This window comes from Arthrobacter sp. NPDC080082, assembly GCF_040686595.1.
Lineage (GTDB): Bacteria > Actinomycetota > Actinomycetes > Actinomycetales > Micrococcaceae > Arthrobacter.
Genome location: NZ_JBFBKQ010000002.1, coordinates 298,908 through 315,348 on the forward strand (window position 1 = coordinate 298,908; position 16,441 = coordinate 315,348).

Consider the following 16,441-nt stretch of genomic DNA (forward strand, 5'->3'; position numbering starts at 1 on the left):
GGTCCGGCAGCCGGCCCCGAGGCGGTGTCTGCCCGGGGGTGGACCGGTCCTACGCGTCGTCGGCGTCGTATCGGAGGCCGATCCGCCCCCGCACCGTGTCCAGGGCCGCCATGATGCCCACGGTTTCCTCCGGCGGGAGGATGTCGTTTCCGGTGGCGCCGGCGGCGATCAGGCGCTCCATCTCCCACGCCTGGTACTGCATGCCGCGCCCCGTGACCGGCTCCTCGAAGCGCTCCACCAGCGTGCCGGCGTCGTCGTAGCGGCTAAAGCCGGTGGGGGTGTACCAGACCGGGTCGATCTCGATCCGGCCGCCGGTGCCCAGGACCGCGGCGCGGTTGGGGCCCGCGGTGTCCAGGGCGCAGTGCAGGACGGCCTGCTGCCCCCTGGTGTAGTCGAAGATCATGGCCGTCTGCCGGTCCACCCCGGTGGCTGTCATGCTGGCCGAAGCCTGGATCCGCTCCGGCACCCCCAGCACGTCGAAGGCAAAGGACACCGGGTAGATCCCCAGGTCCAGCAGGGCGCCGCCGCCGAGGGCGGGGTCGTTGAGCCGGTGGGCCGGGTCCTTGGGCAGGTTCTGGGTGTGGTCCGCCAGCAGGGTCCGGACCTCTCCGAGCGCGCCGGAGCCGATCAGCTCCCGGATCCGGACCATGTGCGGCAGGTAGCGGGTCCACATCGCCTCCAGTGCCACGAGCCCCTTGGACGCCGCCGCCTCGGTGACGTGCCGGGCCTGCCAGGCGTTCATGGCGAATGGCTTCTCCACCAGGACGTGCTTGCCGCCATCGAGGGCCAGCATCGCGTGCTCATAGTGGAACGGGTGCGGCGAGGAAACGTAGACGACGTCGACGTCGGGGTCGGCGGCCAGCGCTTCGTAGCTCGAGTGCGCCGTGGCCACGCCGAAGCGGTCCGCGAACTCGCGGGCCGTGCCCGCGGCGCGGGAGCCGACCGCCTGGACGCTGAAGCCGTGGTCGACTAGGTCCGAGGTCTGCAGACCGGCGATGAGGCCGGTCCCGAGGATGCCCCAGCGGACGGGCCGGGCGCTGCCGGCGGGGCCGGACGGCTGCGGAGGGGTGGTGGCGTCTGGCATCGGAGCTCCCTTGCGTGCGGCCGCGGGGTGCGGCCGACCTGGGAACGACGCTACCGCACCGCCGGGGTAGCGGTGCGGTCCGCGCGGGCCCTCAGTCCGGTCCAGGCCAGCACGATCGCTACCAGCACCATCGCCAGGAAGCCCAGGCCGGAGTAGCCCGCCGCGGTCAGCACGGGCCCGGCCAGCGCGCCGCCCAGGGCGCCGGCGGCGTTCATGCTCAGGTCCGAAATGCCCTGCAGGGCGGGCCGGTCCCGGCCGGCCACGGACTCGGCCACCATCGCGGAGCCGGCCACCACGGAGGCGGACCAGCCCAGGCCCAGCAGGATCAGGCTTACCGTGACGCCGGCCTGCGAGTCGGAGTAGAGGCCCGCGATCAGCAGCGAGGCCAGCAGCGTCGCCTGACCCGCCAGGACCACGGGCACGCGGCCGGCGCGGTCCGCAAGCCAGCCGAAGGCGGGGGAGAGCGCATACATGCCGGCGATGTGCAGGCTGATGGTGAAGCCCACAATGGTCAGGCTCGCGCCGTGCTCGCGCAGGTGGATGGGCGTCATGGACATCAGCGCCACCATGGTGGCATGGCTGAGGGCGACGACGGTGACGGCGTACCGCGCCCGGTTGTTCTGCCGGAGAATCTGCCGGCCGGTCTGCGGCGGCTCCGGAGTGTCGGCGCGGGCGCCGGCGCGGAGGGACTGCAGCAGCGGGTCGGGCCGGAGCCCGGTGAGGTAGACCGCCGCGGCGGCCAGCTGGCCGGCGACGGAGAAGGCGAAGGCTCCGGTCATGGGCGGCAAGCCGAGGGCGGCACCCACGGCCTCGCCGGGGCAGAAGAGGTTGGGGCCGAGGACTGCGCCGACGGTGGTGGACCAGACGACGACGGACAGGTCGCGGGCGCGGGTGCCCGTGGTGGCGAGGTCGGTGGCCGCGAACCGGGCCTGAAGGTTGACGGCCGAGCCCGAGCCCAGCAGCATCAGGCCCAGCAACAGCAACGGGAAGATGCCGAACGCCGCGGAGCTGATGGCCGTGGCGGCGCCCAGGCAGGCGATCAGGGCTCCGGTGGAGAGGGACACCCGGCGGCCGCGCGCCAGGGCCAGGCGTGAGAGCGGGATGGCAGCCACGGCGGCACCGAGGGTGCTCATAGTCGCCGCGGTGCCGGCCCAGGCCGGGGACCCGGACAGCTGGGCCGCGAGCAGCGATCCCAGGGACAGGGTGGCGCCCATGCCGATGCCGCCGAGGACCTGGCCGCCCACCAGCACGGAGAGCACCTTCCGCTGCGACGCCTGCCGCGGAGGGTGCTCCCGTGCCGGCCGGGGGGTCACTTGCAGGTGCAGCGCTGGTCAGCGGGAACGTTGGCCATCACGGAGTCGACGTGCTCGCCGCAGCCGGCCCAGGTGATCTTTCCGCAGGTGTTGCATCGAACGGGACTGCACATGGTGTTCTCCTCAAAAGTTGTGGTGCCGGGACTCCGAATGGATGCCCGCCCTCCAATAATACCCCTAGGGGTATTATGCACAAGGTGACTCGGCGCTTGCGGAGCCCGGTTTCCCGGCGGTGGGTCCCTAGAGGGATTCGACGAGTCCGGCGGTTCCGGCGATCGCCCCCGGGACAAGAGAATAGTAGGCCCAGGTGCCCCGCTTCTCACGGTGCAGGAGGCCTGCGTCGACAAGGATTTTCAGGTGGTGGGAAACGGTGGGCTGGCTCAGGCCGAGCGGTTCGGTCAGGTCGCAGACGCAGGCCTCGCCCCCGCCGGAGCCCTTGACGATCGAGAGCAGCCGCAGCCGGTTCGGATCGGCGAGCGCCTTGAAGACCGACGCCCTGCGCCGGGCCTCCTCCGGCGCCAGGGCCGGGGTGGCGGAGGGTGTGCAGCAGCTCCCGGCGGAGGCCTGATCAAGAATGTCCAGCGACGTCATGCCCTCATTATGCCCATAGATTGACATTCGTCGATATAGCCGCCGATACTTCATATCGACAAGTTTCGATCTCTATCGCGAATCCCTTTACCCGCCAGGAGCCCCGTGAGCACCCAGACTGACCCGACGCCCACCCGTGAAGGTGAGGCCGCCGTCGTCGGCAGGCTTTCCACCCTGGACAGGTTCCTGCCGGTCTGGATCATCGTCGCGATGGTTTTGGGCCTGCTGCTGGGAAGCGTCATCCCTGGCCTGAACGCCGCGCTCGACGCCGTGAAGATCGGCGAAGTCTCGCTGCCGATCGCCGTCGGCCTGCTGGTGATGATGTACCCGGTGCTGGCGAAGGTCCGCTACGACCAGGCGCACCGCGTCATCGGCGACCGGAAGCTCATGGTCACGTCCCTGGCGCTCAACTGGATCGTGGCGCCGGCGTTCATGTTCGCCCTGGCCTGGATCTTCATTCCGGACCTTCCCGAATACCGCACCGGGCTGATCATTGTGGGTCTGGCCCGCTGCATCGCCATGGTGATGATCTGGAACGACCTCGCCTGCGGCGACCGGGAGGCGGCGGCCGTGCTGGTGGCCATCAACTCCGTTTTCCAGGTCATCGCCTTCGGCACCCTGGGCTGGTTCTACCTCCAGCTCCTGCCGTCCTGGCTGGGGCTGCCGACCACCAGCGCCGGCTTCTCCTTCTGGGCCATCACCAGCTCGGTGCTGGTGTTCCTCGGAATCCCGCTGCTGGCCGGATTCCTCACCCGCACCATCGGCGAAAAAGCCAAGGGCCGCGACTGGTACGAGGGGGCGTTCCTGCCGAAGCTGGGCCCCTGGGCGTTGTACGGCCTGCTCTTCACCATCACCCTGCTGTTCGCCCTTCAGGGCGGCACCATTACCTCCCGGCCGCTGGACGTTCTCCGGATTGCCCTGCCGCTGATGGTCTATTTCCTGGTGGTCTTCGGCGCCGGGATGGCCATCGGCAAGGGCCTCGGTCTGGGATACGGCAAGACCACCACGCTCGCGTTCACGGCCGCCGGCAACAACTTCGAACTCGCCATCGCCGTGGCAATCGGGACCTTCGGCGTCACCTCCGGGCAAGCGCTCGCCGGCGTCGTCGGGCCCCTGATCGAAGTTCCCGTCCTGGTGGCACTTGTCTACGCCGCCCTCTGGGCCCGCCGGCGTTACTTCACCCCCCGCACCCTTCCCGCCTAACCCCGCACACTCAGGAGAATCGCATGAGCACCGAAACGGCCAAGAAGCCCTCCGTCCTGTTCGTCTGCGTCCACAACGCCGGACGCTCCCAGATGGCCGCCGCCTTCCTCACCACCCTGGGCAAGGGCGAGATCGAGGTCCGTTCCGCCGGATCAGCGCCCGCGGACAAGGTCAACCCCTCCGCCGTCGAGGCCATGGCCGAACTCGGCATCGACATGTCGGCCGAGATCCCCAAGGTCCTCACCACCGAGGCCGTCAAGGAATCCGACGTCGTCATCACCATGGGCTGCGGCGACACCTGCCCGATCTTCCCCGGCAAGCGCTACGAGGACTGGGAACTCGCCGACCCGGCCGGCAAGGGCGTGGAGTCGGTCCGGCCTATCCGCGACGAGATCAAGGCCCGCATCGAGGAACTCATCGCATCCCTGAAGGAGGACTGACCATGGCCGTCACCGGATCCCTTCCCGTCGCCATCATCGGCGCCGGTCCGGTAGGACTCGCCGCCGCGGCGCACCTGCTCGAGAGGGGCCTCGAACCCGTGATTTTCGAGGCCGGGGCGGCCCCGGCCGATGCCATCCGGCAGTGGCGCCACATTCGGCTGTTCTCGCCGTGGCAGTACAACACCGACCCGGCGGCCGTGCGGTTGCTCGACGCCGCCGGTTGGGAAGCGCCGAAGCCGTCGGGTCTGCCCACCGGCGGGGATCTCATCGACCGGTACCTGGAGCCGCTGGCCGCGCTGCCCGCCATCGCCGGGCGCCTGCACGCCGGTGCCCGGGTCACCGCCGTCACCCGTGAGGGACTGGACAAGACGCACAGCCGGAACCGCGCCGGTACGCCGTTCCTGCTCCGGATCGAGGAGTCCGGGGGCGGCACCCGCGAGGTGCGGGCCGCCGCCGTCATCGACGCCTCCGGCACCTGGTCCACCCGCAACCCGCTCGGCACCTCCGGCCTGCCAGCCCGCGGCGAGCCGGCCGCCACTGCCCGGATCTCTCCGCCGCTGCCGGACGTGCGGGGCCGCGACCGTGAAACCTTCGCCGGCCGCACCGCCGTCGTGGTCGGTTCCGGACACTCCGCCGCCAACACCCTGATCCACCTCGCCGACCTGGCGGCCCAGGAGCCCGGCACCCGGATCCTCTGGGCAATCCGCGGCGCCTCCGCCGCCAAGGTCTACGGCGGCGGAGACGCCGACGGCCTCGCCGCCAGAGGCCTGCTCGGCAGCCGGCTCCGCGGCCTCGTCCAGGACGGGACCGTGCAGCTGCACACGCGGTTCGGCATCGCCGCCGTCTCCCTGAACGGCACCCAGGTCACACTCACGGCCACCGACGGGCGCACGCTCAGCGCCGACGTCGTGGTCCCCGCGACCGGCTTCCGCCCGGACCTGGACGTGCTGCGGGAGCTCCGGTTGGACCTTGACCCGGGCGTGGAGGCGCCGCGGCAGCTCGCGCCGCTGATCGACCCGGAGTTCCACTCCTGCGGCACCGTGGAACCGCACGGGGCGCGGATGCTGGCGCACCCGGAGGAAGACTTCTACATCGTGGGCATGAAGTCCTATGGCCGCGCCCCGACCTTCCTGCTCGCCACCGGCTACGAACAGGTCCGTTCCGTGGCCGCGGCGCTGGCCGGCGACCGGGAGGCGGCGGACACCGTGCACTTGGAGCTGCCGGAGACCGGGGTTTGCTCAACGGACATCGGCAGCAGCTGCGATGCGCCCGCCTTAGCCGATGCGCCCGCCACGGCCGGGACGTCGGCGCCAGCCGGGGCAGGCGGCGGCTGCTGCACTGCACCGGAGCCCGTCCTCCTCGGTTTTCCCACGGGATTGCTGCACGGGCGCGGCGGCGAAGCGGACGCCGGATGAGCGCCGGGGCGGGCCTCCGCATCAGGGATCTCACCGCCGCGGACTGGGCCGCCGTCCGGGCGGTCTGGGCCGAAGGCATCGCCACCGGCCACGCGACCTTTGAGGCGGAGCCGCCGTCCTGGGAGAGCTTCGATAAAGGACGCCGCCCGGACGTCCGCCTGGTGCTGGAGGACGACTTCGCCGTCCTCGGCTGGGCAGCCGTCTCGCCGGTGTCCACCCGCCCCGTCTACCGCGGCGTGGTGGAACACTCCCTCTACCTCGCCGCCGCCGCGCGGGGCCGCGGCCACGGTGCCCGACTCCTCGCGGAGCTCATCGGCCGCTGCCGGGAGGCCGGCATCTGGACCATCCAGTCGACCATCTTCCCGGAGAACACCGCCTCCCTGGCCCTGCACGAACGCCTGGGCTTCACCGTGGTGGGAACCCGGCGCCGGATTGGCCTGATGTCCTATGGGCCGCTCGCCGGGCAGTGGCGGGACACCGTCCTGATGGAGTACCGCAGCCCGGACCACTAGCCGGACACGGGGCCCACGGCCGGTGCGGAAGAATGGGACGGTGAGCGAGGCCGGTGACTTCATAGACGCGACACTGCAGCGTGAGAGTTCCTGGCAACGCGCCGAGGCCGGGCAGGACCGCTTCGGGCCCGGGCTCTCGGTCTACGGCGCCTCCGTTGGCGCCGTCCGGGGCACCGTCCGCGACGCGCTCCGCCGGCACCGGCAACTGGACCGGGACGGTCTCACCGCGCTCAGTTCGGAACTGTGGGCCGTGCCCGTGTTCGAGCGCCGCCTGGCCGCCGTCGTGCTCCTCCAATCTGCCCTGCGGCACCTGGACAACTCGGACCTGACCCGGATCGAAGGCTTCCTCCGCGGCGCGCACCTGCCCGACCTCGCGGACCCGCTGGCGGTGGACGTGGTGGGGCCGCTTATCGCCGGGCTGGGCGGGCAGGCCCGGGCCCGCGCCGAGGCCGTCCTGGACCGGTGGCTGGGCGATCCCGACCCCTGGCTTCGCCGCGCGGCCCTGCTGGCGCCGCTGCGCGAACTCCGGAAGGGCGCGGGGGACTGGGCGCGGTTCCGGCGCCGGGCGGCCCAGGCCCTGGCCAACGGCATGGCGGACGGCGGCCGCGACGGCGGTCCGTCGGCGGAGGAGATGGTGAGGGCCGCCATCGAGCGCGTCGAACGGGAAGCGGGCGGCGAACTCTAGGGATACTCGGTGCGCGGGGCGGCGGGACTCAGGCGGGCCGGCGCTCGACGACGGCGTAGGCCTTGCCGTCCAGGAACTCCCAGTCCGTCACCACCATGAAGCCCAGCGCGTCCACCCTGTCGTTCAGCACGTGCAGGTCGAAGCCGCCGTCGCGCGGCTCGGCATCCCAGGTGGCGACGTGGATCTCCTTCCCCTCGAGAACCAGCAGCTCGGTATTCACGTCGAAGTCTTCCTGCGGCTGATCGCTCAGCTGGCAGATCGCGACACAATGGGGATTCATCGGATCCTCCGCTCGGGACATGGTGGGATCATCGTAGCCCCGCCGGGACGCCTCTGCCGTTACCTTAATGTGACATTCGGGAGGATGGCCGTTACCGTGGAGAGGTGCCCGTTGGTTTCCGAGACGGGCACCCCCGGACCGATTGCCTAACTCTGCCGCGGTCCAGGGCATCCTCGCAACCAGCTGGCAGAGACGGGGAAACCAATCGCGACCTGCCCACGGGCGGGTCTTGGGGTGAAGCCGCGCAGTGTCCGCCCAGACGGACCCGCGGCCGGGTGTCTCCCATCCGAATCCGACAGCTCACCTCGCAGGCTTTGGGAGAGGTACATCATGACTTCACGCTCTACTGACGCGCGCCCCGGCACCACCGCAACTACCGGTCGGGGTGCCGCCTTCGCCGCGGCGACCGGCACCGTGGGCCGGCAGGCCGCCGTCGTCCTCGCAGCCTCCGGCCTGGTCCTGACCAGCGGCATGGCGGCCAACGCCGCCGGCAACGTCCCCGCCGAACGGGAATCCGCACCCGTCTCGCACGCCGACGTCGCCGGCAAGGTTACCGCCCCGGTGACCGCCGACTCCGCCGTGCAGATCAGCTTCGACCGCCCGGCCGTGGCCACCACCCCGGCGCCCGTTGTCGAGGCCCCGGCTCCGGCACCTGCCGCCGCGCCCGCCGCCGTCAAGGCCCCCGTGGCCCAGGTCCCGGCCGCCCCGGTGGCGAAGGTGACCGTCCAGGCCGCCGCACCGGCGCCGGCTCCGGCCGCCGCCCCCGCCGGTGGCGTCAACGCCGCCATGCTTTCTGCAGCGTACAGCCAGATCGGCATCACGCAGGACTGCACCGCCATGGTGGAGAAGGCGCTCGGCGCCGCAGGCATCCCGGTGGGCGACCTCGGCCCGCAGCAGTTCCTCAACTACGGCAAGGTCGTCTCCGACCCGCAGCCGGGCGACATGATCGTCCAGTCCGGCCACGTCGCCATCTACGCCGGCAACGGCCAGGCGATCAGCGGCGGTATGAACGGCTCCAACCAGACGATCGTCCACCCGCTGTCCTGGCTGACCGCCACCGGCGGCGTGACCTTCGTCCGCGCGGGGGCCTAACCCCCGCGTTCAGCAGTAACGTTAAGTAGTACCGGGCCGGCGCCCGGCAGCCCTCACGGCTGCCGGGCGCCGGTTTCGTTGTCTGAGATCGCGTGGTCTGCGCTCTGGTCCGCCGCGTCGGGATTCGCCGCGTACCGCAGCAGTGCCACGCCGTTGCGGAACGTCCGGGTCTCCAGCAGCGTCAGGTCGGTTGGCGCGGCGGCGGCCTTGAACAGCGGCGTTCCGCGGCCCACCAGCACCGGGTGGACGTAGATCCAGTACTCGTCGATCAGCTCGAGCCGGCGGAAGGAATCGGCCAGCTCCGCCCCGCCCAGTGCCAGGTCGCCGCCGGGGGCTGCCTTGAGCGCCCGCACCTGCCCGGCGTCGACGTCGCGCACCACCGTGGTGTTCCAGCCGGCCTCCGGCAGGGTGCGGGAGTAGACGTACTTGGGCATCTCCCGCCAGATGGCGGCGAAGTCCGCGACGGCGGGCGGGCAGTCCGGGTCCTGGTCCGCCGTGGGCCAGAACCCGGCCATCAGCTCGTAGGTGACCCGGCCGTCGAGGAAGGCGCCCATGGTGCGCAACTGGTCGTTGAAGTGCTCGTGCAGTTCGGCATCAACCCGGTGCCAGCTGAGGTCCGCGTGCGGGCCCTCCATGAAGCCGTCGAGGGAGACCTGGAAGGACAGGATGATCTTCCGCAAGGATCCGCCCTATCCGCCGGGCTTCGCGTAGCCCGCGGCGCTGACGAATTCGATCCCCACGAACGGATCCCCGCCCTCGACCCACGCGTCGTGCCCCGGCGGGATGGTGTAGGAGTGGCCGCCTGCGATTTCCGCCCGGTTGCCGTCGGTGGTCTCGACGGTGAGTCTGCCGGAAACACAGAAGCCGACGTGGCTTAGCTGGCACATTTCGGTGTGGACCACCGGTTTGATGCAGTCGGACCAGCGCCAGCCCGGCTGGAACGTGAAACGGCCGATTGTGTAGTCGTCGAGGGTGACGATATCCACCTCGGTCTTGTCCGGGCGGCGTTTTTCGTCCGGCATGTCATGGGACTTCACCTGCAACTGGGAAACAGCGACAGCAGGCATCGCTCTGCCTCTTTCCTTAGGGAATGGTAACTACGGACAAGGCCTACGATCCTCGCTTGCGCAGGGGTTGTCGATACGGTTTTCCTAGAAGCTGGAGGAGCTTCCGGAGCCGGAAAAGCTGCCCCCGCTGACTCCGTACCCCGTGGTGCCGCCCCGGGCCGAATTGATGCTGGTCACCCCGGTGGTGAAGCCGGAGGAGAACGCGGGAACGGAGAAGAAATAGGTGGACGGGTAGACCGTGCCAAGGATGCTGGGCTCGTAGCCGGGCCGCTTCCTGCCGCCCGTGCCGGACCGGGCCTCTTCCATCTCCCGGCGCATCAGCCGCGCCTCCCGTTCGGTGCGGGCGAAACCCTCGATCACGGTCTCCGCGTGCCGGTTCAGCAGTTCGGTCAGTTCCGTGCGGGCGTCCCGGAGCCGGTCCAGCGCATCCTCCGGGCCGAGGGTGCCGCCCGCGAGGTCCGCGGTCCAGCCCTCCATGTCGCCCTGGCTGCGGTCGCGGAAGGACCGCAGCGCGGCGGCGGTCGCCGAGTCGCCCGCGCCGTGGCTCTTGCGGAGGAGGTCCTCGATGCCGGCCAGGTCCCGCCGAAAGGGAGCGAGTTGGCGGTCCCATGCGGTGGGCCAGAGCGGGCTCCGGTTCAGCAGCGCGTTCGCGTCGGAGATGACGTCATCCAGGGCGTCCAGTTCCGCGGCGGCGTCCGCGAACTGCCGGGCCAGCGCCAGGGACGAGCGTTTCCCTTGCTGCCGTCGGGTGAGGGCGTGGACCCGGTTGGAGAGCGCCGTCGCGGCGTCGTACCGGCCGAGGAAACTGCGGTGCTTTTCCAGGACCGTGCCGCCGTAGCGGGAGGCGGCGGGGATGGTGCCGGCATTGAGTTCGGTGACCGGCAGGTCCATGCTCACCCGGGCGTAGGCGGCATCTCCCTTTGCGGTCTCCCGGCGGCACCCCACCCGGGTGCGCCAGCGGACCAGGAGCCAGGCGGCGGCTGCGGCGGCGGCGAGTCCCGCGCCGATCCACAGGGAGATGAGGAACGCGGCGCTGCGGTACCAGGGCTGGTTGATCAGTTCCGCGCCGCGGCGGATGCCGGCGATGGTCCCGTCCGTCCACTGCGCGTCGCGGAGCAGGTCCTTGGACGCGTCCTGGATGTCCGTCCGTGCCCCGGGGGAGACCTTCCGGTCCTCACCCATGTAGGTGCCGACGTGGCGGCCCACCGGGTCGAGCGCGAAAATGAAAAGCCCGTCCGCCCACTTCTGACCGTCGGGGCTGATCCAGTCCGGGTGCTCCGCCCGGGCGTAGCGCAACACCTCCTCATTCAGGTTGTCCGAGGCCGTGCCGTTGTACGTGTAGACCGCGACCTTGGTGGGCTGGTAGAACTCGATCCGCCGGACCGCCGGCAGGAGCGTGGCGAGGTCCAGGACGCCCGCCCGGTCTACGACGACGACGTCTGTGGGCGTGGTGCCGGCGCGGACTAGGTCTGTGCGGACTTCTCCCGTGGGGCCGGCGGCGGTGGTGGTGCCCGTGACGATCGCCGCAGCCGGTGCCGCGACGACTGCTCCGGTCACGGCGGGTCCCTGAACGAGCGCCAAGGCGAGGGCCGCGGCGAGTGCCAGGAACGCGGCAAACCTGGCGGCGGTAAAGGTCCCCATCGGTCCCACCATCTGCAGAAGGCGTGTTGTCCCAGACTCGCGGCGGACCGGCCGGGCTGAAAGGGTCCAAAGACACCATGACCGGTGCGGGTGGTCCTCGCATACTGTCGGCATGAGCCAGCCGAAGCCGGACCGGGTCCTCGTGGGCATCGCCGCGGCCATCGTGCTGCTGATCGTCGCGGCCCTGGGGGCCGTGCTGCTGCGCGGACAGCCGCGTCCGCTGGACCCGGGCACTCCCTCCGGCGTGGTCCAGCAATACAGCAAGGCCGTGGTGGAGGGCGACCTGACGGCGGCGCAGGGCTACTTGACCGGGAACGCCAAGTCCCGGTGCACGGGCTACTTCGGGACGGTTCAGGCGGCCCGGGTGGTGCTGGTGGGCTCCACGGAACGGGGGCCTACCGCCACCGTGCGGGTCTCCATCGTCCACCCCGCCGGGGAAGGCCCCTTCGGTCCCTCCGAATTCACCGAGGACGGGGTATTCGTGCTGGTGCGCTCCGGCACTGGCTGGTTCATCGACGACCTTCCTTACAGCCTGCAGGCCTGCACCGGCGGGACACCGGTCAAATGACCACAACGCCGGTCCGGCTTCCCGCCGGAAGTACCGCCCAGGCCAAGGTCCGCCGGCTGGTGGTGTACGTCCTGCTGGCGGCCCTGGTGGTGATCGCCGCCAACGGGGCCGCCGGCCTGCTGGAACGCGCACTGACCGCCGGGCAGCTCCTGGCCGGTGAAGGGATCGCCGGGCTGGCGCTGTCCCTGGCGTTCGCACTCGTGGGCGGGCCGCTGGCTGCGTTGCTCTGGTGGCTGGTGTGGCGCCGCCTGGGTGCGGAGACCGAACGTGCGGCGCCGTCGTGGGGTCTCTATGTCAGCGCCCTCTATACGCTGTCGCTGCTGATCTCCACCACCTCCCTCCTGGCCGCGGCGTCGTCGCTGGTCACGGAGCCCCAGCCGCAGTGGCGTCCGCCGCTCGCGGTGGGGGTCACCTGGTTCCTGGTGTGGGTGTGGCACCGGTGGATGTGGCGGCACCCGGCCAAGGGGCCCCTGGCGCTCGCGCAGGTACCGGGGGTCATCGGAACGACGGCGGGGCTGGCGATCGGGGCGGGCGCGGCGGTGGCGGCCCTCTCCGGGCTGTTCGACGTCGCCCTGCGCGGCTCGATGGAACTGACCGGCGCCGCGGACCCGTGGTGGCGGGCCGTCCTGGGGAACACGGTGTGGGCCGCCGGGGGAGCGCTGGTGTGGTGGTGGCACTGGTTCCGCGGCGGGGCCCGAAGGCTCAGGGGCGGCTTCGCCGACGTGGCCCTGCTGCTGGCGGGCGTCCTCGCCGCCGGACTGCTGGCGCTCGGGGGTGCCGGGACGGTGCTGTTGGTGCTGCTGCGGCTCGCGTTCGACCGGACCGAGACGCTGACCGGCCTGCTGTCTCCCCTCGGCGCAGCGCTCGCCGCCACCGCCGTCGGCGCCCTTGTCTGGCGGTACCACCGGGCGGCGGCACGCGGCCGTTCGCTTCGGGTCAGGCAGGCCGGGACCCTGATCACCTCGGGGGTGGCGCTGGCGGCCGCCGCATCGGGGATCGGCGTGGTGCTCAACGCCGCGCTCTCCCTGGCCGTGTCCCCGTTGGCGGAGACGCCACCGGGCGAGGGACCCGGCGGCGGGAGTGCCCTGACCCTGCTGCTGGGCGGGATCAGTTCGCTCTTCGTGGGCGGCCTGGTCTGGTGGCTTACCTGGCGGCCCCGGGAGCAACACGAAACGCAGGGCGTGACGCCTGGCCGGCGGGTCTACCTGGTGACCGTCTTCGGGCTCAGTGCGGCGGTGGCGCTGGCGGCCCTGCTGGTGATCGGCTACCGGCTCTTCGAACTGGCGCTCGCGGACATCACCGGCGGCAGTGTGGTGGACAGGATCCGCGCCCCGCTGGGCTGGCTGGTGGCAGCGGGGCTGGCCTCCGGCTACCACTTCTCCGTCTGGCGGCAGGACAGGACCCTCAAGGACTCCGAGGCACCAGCGGCCCGTCTCCGCATCGGGAGGATCATCCTGGTCACCGCCGCGGACCCCGAACCGCTCCGCAGGATTCTCGAGGAACAGACCGGGGCGCCGGTCACCGTGTGGCGCCGGGCCGGCGTCTTCCCGTCCGGTGCAGTGGCGCCCGCCGTCGCCGACGTTGCCGCCCCGCCCGGCGCGGTGCTGCCCGCCGTCGCCGACGTTGCCGCCCCGCGGTCGCTCGCCGGCGCGCTCGCCGGGATCAGCGCTCCGCGGGTGCTGGTCATCGCCGACACCCCGGACTCCGCCCAGGTCATTGCCCTCCGCGACTGACGGCGTCGGACGCCTACCGGGTATCGGCCCCGGGCGGCGGGCCAAACGTCCCCGCGGCCCGGGACCCGGCCACCGCACTTGCCCCGATCGTGACCAACGCGCCCAGCAGCAGGGCCGCGTCTTCGCCCGGAAGCAGGACATGCAGCTGGGTGCCGATGCTGGCCGCCGCCACCGGGATGCCCAGCTGCGCCGCGGACATGACCCCCAGCGGCAACGGCAGGCCCACCGCCCTGAGCCCGGCGTGCAGCGCGACGGTCCCCAGCCCCAACGCCAGTCCGAGAGCCACCATCTCCGGCCGGCCGGCCAGGTCGCGCAGGTTCAGGGTGGCACCCAGCCAGACGAAGAACACCGGCCCCAGGAACCCGTCGCTGACGGCGAACAGCTGGCGGGCCAGGCGCCGGGGCTCCCCGACGGCCGCGACCACCAGCCCGAAGGAGAAGCCCGCCAGCATCACCGACACCCGGCCCAGGTTCGCGATGCCGGCCAGGGCGAACAGCAGCGCCAGTTGTATCCGTAGTTCCAGGGCGAACTTCCGCTGCTCGGAGAGCCGGTGAACGCGCTGGCGGGTGCCCCTGCGCTCCAGGGCGCGCAGGCCGAAGAAGAGGACGACGGCGGCCGCGGCCACGGTGACGGCGCCCAGGGCGCCGCGCGCGGCGTTGGGCGGGTCGAGTGCCAGCGGCAGTGCGACGATGCAGGCGATGTCGGCGATGGCCACCTGCGCCATCATGGCAACGACGTGCGGCCCGCCCAGGCGCAGCGAGTCCACGATAGGCAGCACCAAGGCGGCGGAGGAGGACGCCAGCAGCACCACGTAGAGCGGGGCGTGTCCGGTGCCGAAGAGCAGCCCCAGGCCGGTCCCTGCTGCCGCCGCCGCGGCCGCGGCCAGCAGCGCCCGTCCCGCCCCGCGTCCCAGGGCCGTCCGGATCACCGGGTCCCGGACCGGGACGTGGGTTCCCGCGACGAACATCATCAGGGCGAATCCGATGTTGGCGAGCAGGCTGAACGTGGGGTCACCCGGGTCCACCAGGGCCAGCCCGGTGCGGCCGATCAGGACGCCTGCCAGCAGTTCCCCGAGCACCACCGGCAGATGCCAGCGGACCGGCAGGGCCAGTAACGGCCCGGCCAGTGCGACGACGGCGATCAGCGCCAGGGTCAGGAAGCTCACGCGGCCCGGTCCTCCCCGGATCCGGCCCCGCCGGGATATCTCAGCATGGACTGAGAGTAGTCCCGCCGGGCCGTTCCGGTCCCGCTTCCCGCTCCGCCTTCCAGGCTTGGAAATTGCCAGCAATCTCCCAGCCTGCGTGGATAAGGTCCCGGAGGCGGTCCGCTCCGCCGTGTTATCACCAAGGAGGATGCATGGGCCCCATCAAGAGTCTCTGGGCAATGGTCCAGGGCGACCCTGTCTTCATGCGGCGCGTGAACGGCTGGCTGGCGATCATCTGGATCCTGATGATCCCGATCTCGCTGATGATGGGCTGGCTGGACTCGGTGGTCTACGTCTCGGCCCTCTCGCTCTGGGCGCTGGTATCAGGACACTGGTCCGCGTGGCAGGCTGCCCGGGTGGAAGTGGCGCAGATGGAGGACGCCAAGCGCCGCGACAAGGAAGACCTGGTGGCCGAAGTGGTGGAGGCCCTCCTGGCCCGGACCAACGTGGAACCTGCCGGCGCCCCGGCCTGCGACTGTGCGGACAACCGGGCGGCGAACCGGCCGGAGAACCGCGTGGAGACCAGCGCCGCGCTGTAAGCGGTTGCATCCACGTTAGGCGGGCCGGTCAGGCCCCTTGAGCCCTGCTGTGGCTGCCTAGTCCGTCGCGGCCGGCAGCTCGATCCGCAGCACCGTGCCCTCCGGACTGGTGCCCGCCACCGAAACCGTGCCACCGGCGGCCATCGCGATCTCGCGCACCAGCGACAGCCCGATCCCGAAGCCGCGTCCGCCGTCGGACCCCGCGGGCCGGGCGGCGTGGACGAACCGGTCAAAGATGCGGTCCTGGTCCACCCCGGTGATGCCCGGGCCGGTGTCGGAGACGGTGATCACGGCGGACCCGTCCTCTTCCGCGGCCCTAATCAGGACCTGGCCGCCTGAGGGGGTGTGCGCCAGAGCGTTGTCCGCCAGGGCCAGCACCGCCCGCCGCAGGGCATTGGCCTCGATCCGCGCCCGGGGGCGGCCACTGGCCTCGAAGCCGAGCACGATGCCCTTGCCGTCGGCCACCTGCCGCAGGCTTTCCGTGACGGACTCGGCGACGCCGGCCAGCTCCACCGGGGGAGCGCCGGGGTCCGGGGCCGCCGCCGTCGCAGCCAGCAACAGCTCGTTCACGATCCCGGTCAGCGTGGCCGTGTCCGCGCGGATCCGGGCCAGGTTGCGCAGGGCCGTCGGATCTCCCTCCGCGTCACGCTGGGCCAGCTGGATGCGGGTATCCAGGATCGCCAGCGGGGTGCGCAGTTCGTGGCTGGCGTCCTGGACGAAGCGGCGCTGCAGCGCCAGGGCCTCGCCGAGGGGACGGATGGCGCTGCGGGCGCTGAGCCACCCCGCCAGTCCGGCCAGGGCGATGCCCGCCACGCCGGCGATGATCATGGCCTCGAGGATGTCGCGCGAGTCCACATAGGCGTACGTTGTTCCGGCGCCCGTGGCCGGCAGCGGGGTGGGCTGGGACAGCTTATGCACCAGATACGCGGTGGCCACCGCCAGGAGCGCCAGCACCAGCACGGCACTGACGGCACTGATCCGCACGGCCACCTTCAGGGCCGCCCGGCGCAGCGTGATCTCGTCCGGGCTCGGCCCGGCCGCCGTTGCCTTACTCATGGACACCCGCCCGCGGAA

General features: G+C 71.5%; 18 protein-coding genes and 1 riboswitch. Of the genes, 9 read left to right on the forward strand and 9 right to left on the reverse strand.

The window, feature by feature from the left end; translation table 11 throughout:
• Window positions 1–49 precede the first annotated feature (49 nt).
• The 3 genes from AB0O44_RS05745 to AB0O44_RS05755 form a co-directional block, all read right to left on the reverse strand.
• On the reverse strand, window positions 50–1,084 hold the full coding sequence (locus AB0O44_RS05745) for a Gfo/Idh/MocA family oxidoreductase (protein WP_364135319.1): 1,035 nt from the start codon (window positions 1,082–1,084) through the stop codon (window positions 50–52).
• A gap of 50 nt (window positions 1,085–1,134) precedes the next feature.
• Window positions 1,135–2,397, reverse strand: coding sequence for an MFS transporter (locus AB0O44_RS05750; protein WP_364135322.1), 1,263 nt, complete (start codon window positions 2,395–2,397; stop codon window positions 1,135–1,137).
• A 240-nt stretch (window positions 2,398–2,637) separates the two neighbouring features.
• Complete coding sequence (locus tag AB0O44_RS05755) at window positions 2,638–2,988, reverse strand: metalloregulator ArsR/SmtB family transcription factor (RefSeq protein ID WP_364135325.1); 351 nt, start codon at window positions 2,986–2,988, stop codon at window positions 2,638–2,640.
• A gap of 105 nt (window positions 2,989–3,093) precedes the next feature.
• On the opposite strand from AB0O44_RS05755, the gene arsB reads away from it, so the two are divergent.
• From arsB to AB0O44_RS05780, 5 genes are read left to right on the forward strand one after another with little or no spacing between them, the layout of a single operon-like run.
• Complete coding sequence (gene arsB / locus AB0O44_RS05760) at window positions 3,094–4,191, forward strand: ACR3 family arsenite efflux transporter (protein ID WP_364135328.1); 1,098 nt, start codon at window positions 3,094–3,096, stop codon at window positions 4,189–4,191.
• 23 nt (window positions 4,192–4,214) lie between these two features.
• A complete protein-coding gene (locus AB0O44_RS05765) occupies window positions 4,215–4,631 on the forward strand; it encodes an arsenate reductase ArsC (protein WP_290257674.1) in 417 nt (138 codons plus the stop codon).
• Between the two features lie 2 nt (window positions 4,632–4,633).
• Window positions 4,634–6,046: an FAD-dependent oxidoreductase gene (locus AB0O44_RS05770; protein ID WP_364135331.1), complete on the forward strand. Its 1,413-nt coding sequence runs from the start codon at window positions 4,634–4,636 to the stop codon at window positions 6,044–6,046.
• A complete protein-coding gene (locus tag AB0O44_RS05775; RefSeq protein ID WP_364135334.1) occupies window positions 6,043–6,558 on the forward strand; it encodes an N-acetyltransferase family protein in 516 nt (171 codons plus the stop codon). Before AB0O44_RS05770 ends, AB0O44_RS05775 begins: the two co-directional genes overlap by 4 nt.
• 40 nt (window positions 6,559–6,598) lie before the next feature.
• Entirely contained in the window at window positions 6,599–7,243 is a 645-nt protein-coding gene (locus AB0O44_RS05780) for a DNA alkylation repair protein (protein WP_364135337.1), read from the forward strand.
• A gap of 28 nt (window positions 7,244–7,271) precedes the next feature.
• On the opposite strand, the gene AB0O44_RS05785 is transcribed toward AB0O44_RS05780, so the two are convergent.
• On the reverse strand, window positions 7,272–7,523 hold the full coding sequence (locus AB0O44_RS05785; RefSeq protein WP_290257678.1) for a hypothetical protein: 252 nt from the start codon (window positions 7,521–7,523) through the stop codon (window positions 7,272–7,274).
• Window positions 7,524–7,656: 133 nt separating this feature from the next.
• Window positions 7,657–7,851, forward strand: a riboswitch (cyclic di-AMP (ydaO/yuaA leader).
• Window positions 7,852–7,853: 2 nt separating this feature from the next.
• Between AB0O44_RS05785 and AB0O44_RS05790 the strand changes: the two genes are divergently transcribed.
• The gene (locus AB0O44_RS05790; RefSeq protein WP_364135340.1) at window positions 7,854–8,615 is read left to right on the forward strand and encodes an NlpC/P60 family protein; all 762 of its coding nucleotides are present in this window, start codon (window positions 7,854–7,856) and stop codon (window positions 8,613–8,615) included.
• A gap of 53 nt (window positions 8,616–8,668) precedes the next feature.
• On the opposite strand, the gene AB0O44_RS05795 is transcribed toward AB0O44_RS05790, so the two are convergent.
• The 3 genes from AB0O44_RS05795 to AB0O44_RS05805 all read right to left on the reverse strand — a co-directional run bounded on the left by AB0O44_RS05795 (window position 8,669) and on the right by AB0O44_RS05805 (window position 11,323).
• Window positions 8,669–9,295, reverse strand: coding sequence for a dihydrofolate reductase family protein (locus AB0O44_RS05795; RefSeq protein ID WP_364135343.1), 627 nt, complete (start codon window positions 9,293–9,295; stop codon window positions 8,669–8,671).
• Window positions 9,296–9,304: 9 nt separating this feature from the next.
• Window positions 9,305–9,682 carry a cupin domain-containing protein gene (locus tag AB0O44_RS05800; protein WP_290257681.1) on the reverse strand — a complete coding sequence of 126 codons (378 nt, stop codon included), beginning with the start codon at window positions 9,680–9,682 and terminating at the stop codon, window positions 9,305–9,307.
• A gap of 84 nt (window positions 9,683–9,766) precedes the next feature.
• Window positions 9,767–11,323 carry a DUF5129 domain-containing protein gene (locus tag AB0O44_RS05805; RefSeq protein ID WP_364135346.1) on the reverse strand — a complete coding sequence of 519 codons (1,557 nt, stop codon included), beginning with the start codon at window positions 11,321–11,323 and terminating at the stop codon, window positions 9,767–9,769.
• A gap of 112 nt (window positions 11,324–11,435) precedes the next feature.
• Here AB0O44_RS05805 and AB0O44_RS05810 point away from each other — a divergent pair, with 112 nt between their 5' ends.
• The gene (locus AB0O44_RS05810) at window positions 11,436–11,891 is read left to right on the forward strand and encodes a hypothetical protein (protein ID WP_364135349.1); all 456 of its coding nucleotides are present in this window, start codon (window positions 11,436–11,438) and stop codon (window positions 11,889–11,891) included.
• Window positions 11,888–13,624: a DUF5671 domain-containing protein gene (locus AB0O44_RS05815; protein ID WP_364135352.1), complete on the forward strand. Its 1,737-nt coding sequence runs from the start codon at window positions 11,888–11,890 to the stop codon at window positions 13,622–13,624. Before AB0O44_RS05810 ends, AB0O44_RS05815 begins: the two co-directional genes overlap by 4 nt.
• Before the next feature lie 13 nt (window positions 13,625–13,637).
• On the opposite strand, the gene AB0O44_RS05820 is transcribed toward AB0O44_RS05815, so the two are convergent.
• On the reverse strand, window positions 13,638–14,789 hold the full coding sequence (locus tag AB0O44_RS05820; protein ID WP_364135355.1) for a cation:proton antiporter: 1,152 nt from the start codon (window positions 14,787–14,789) through the stop codon (window positions 13,638–13,640).
• 191 nt (window positions 14,790–14,980) lie between these two features.
• On the opposite strand from AB0O44_RS05820, the gene AB0O44_RS05825 reads away from it, so the two are divergent.
• Window positions 14,981–15,367, forward strand: a complete 387-nt coding sequence (locus tag AB0O44_RS05825; RefSeq protein ID WP_364135358.1) for a hypothetical protein — start codon at window positions 14,981–14,983, stop codon at window positions 15,365–15,367.
• 57 nt (window positions 15,368–15,424) lie between these two features.
• Here the strand turns inward: AB0O44_RS05825 and AB0O44_RS05830 are convergent, their stop codons facing one another.
• The gene (locus AB0O44_RS05830) at window positions 15,425–16,423 is read right to left on the reverse strand and encodes a HAMP domain-containing sensor histidine kinase (RefSeq protein WP_364135361.1); all 999 of its coding nucleotides are present in this window, start codon (window positions 16,421–16,423) and stop codon (window positions 15,425–15,427) included.
• Window positions 16,424–16,441 lie beyond the last annotated feature (18 nt).

Bases quoted from the DNA above. Each gene is read 5' to 3' on its own strand.
- AB0O44_RS05745 (WP_364135319.1), bottom strand. From the start codon at position 1,084: ATGCCAGACGCCACCACCCCTCCGCAGCCGTCCGGCCCCGCCGGCAGC.
- AB0O44_RS05755 (WP_364135325.1), bottom strand. From the start codon at position 2,988: ATGACGTCGCTGGACATTCTTGATCAGGCCTCCGCCGGGAGCTGCTGC.
- AB0O44_RS05765 (WP_290257674.1), top strand. From the start codon at position 4,215: ATGAGCACCGAAACGGCCAAGAAGCCCTCCGTCCTGTTCGTCTGCGTC.
- AB0O44_RS05770 (WP_364135331.1), top strand. From the start codon at position 4,634: ATGGCCGTCACCGGATCCCTTCCCGTCGCCATCATCGGCGCCGGTCCG.
- AB0O44_RS05775 (WP_364135334.1), top strand. From the start codon at position 6,043: ATGAGCGCCGGGGCGGGCCTCCGCATCAGGGATCTCACCGCCGCGGAC.
- AB0O44_RS05785 (WP_290257678.1), bottom strand. From the start codon at position 7,523: ATGAATCCCCATTGTGTCGCGATCTGCCAGCTGAGCGATCAGCCGCAG.
- AB0O44_RS05790 (WP_364135340.1), top strand. From the start codon at position 7,854: ATGACTTCACGCTCTACTGACGCGCGCCCCGGCACCACCGCAACTACC.
- AB0O44_RS05800 (WP_290257681.1), bottom strand. From the start codon at position 9,682: ATGCCTGCTGTCGCTGTTTCCCAGTTGCAGGTGAAGTCCCATGACATG.
- AB0O44_RS05805 (WP_364135346.1), bottom strand. From the start codon at position 11,323: ATGGGGACCTTTACCGCCGCCAGGTTTGCCGCGTTCCTGGCACTCGCC.
- AB0O44_RS05810 (WP_364135349.1), top strand. From the start codon at position 11,436: ATGAGCCAGCCGAAGCCGGACCGGGTCCTCGTGGGCATCGCCGCGGCC.
- AB0O44_RS05815 (WP_364135352.1), top strand. From the start codon at position 11,888: ATGACCACAACGCCGGTCCGGCTTCCCGCCGGAAGTACCGCCCAGGCC.
- AB0O44_RS05825 (WP_364135358.1), top strand. From the start codon at position 14,981: ATGGGCCCCATCAAGAGTCTCTGGGCAATGGTCCAGGGCGACCCTGTC.
- AB0O44_RS05830 (WP_364135361.1), bottom strand. From the start codon at position 16,423: ATGAGTAAGGCAACGGCGGCCGGGCCGAGCCCGGACGAGATCACGCTG.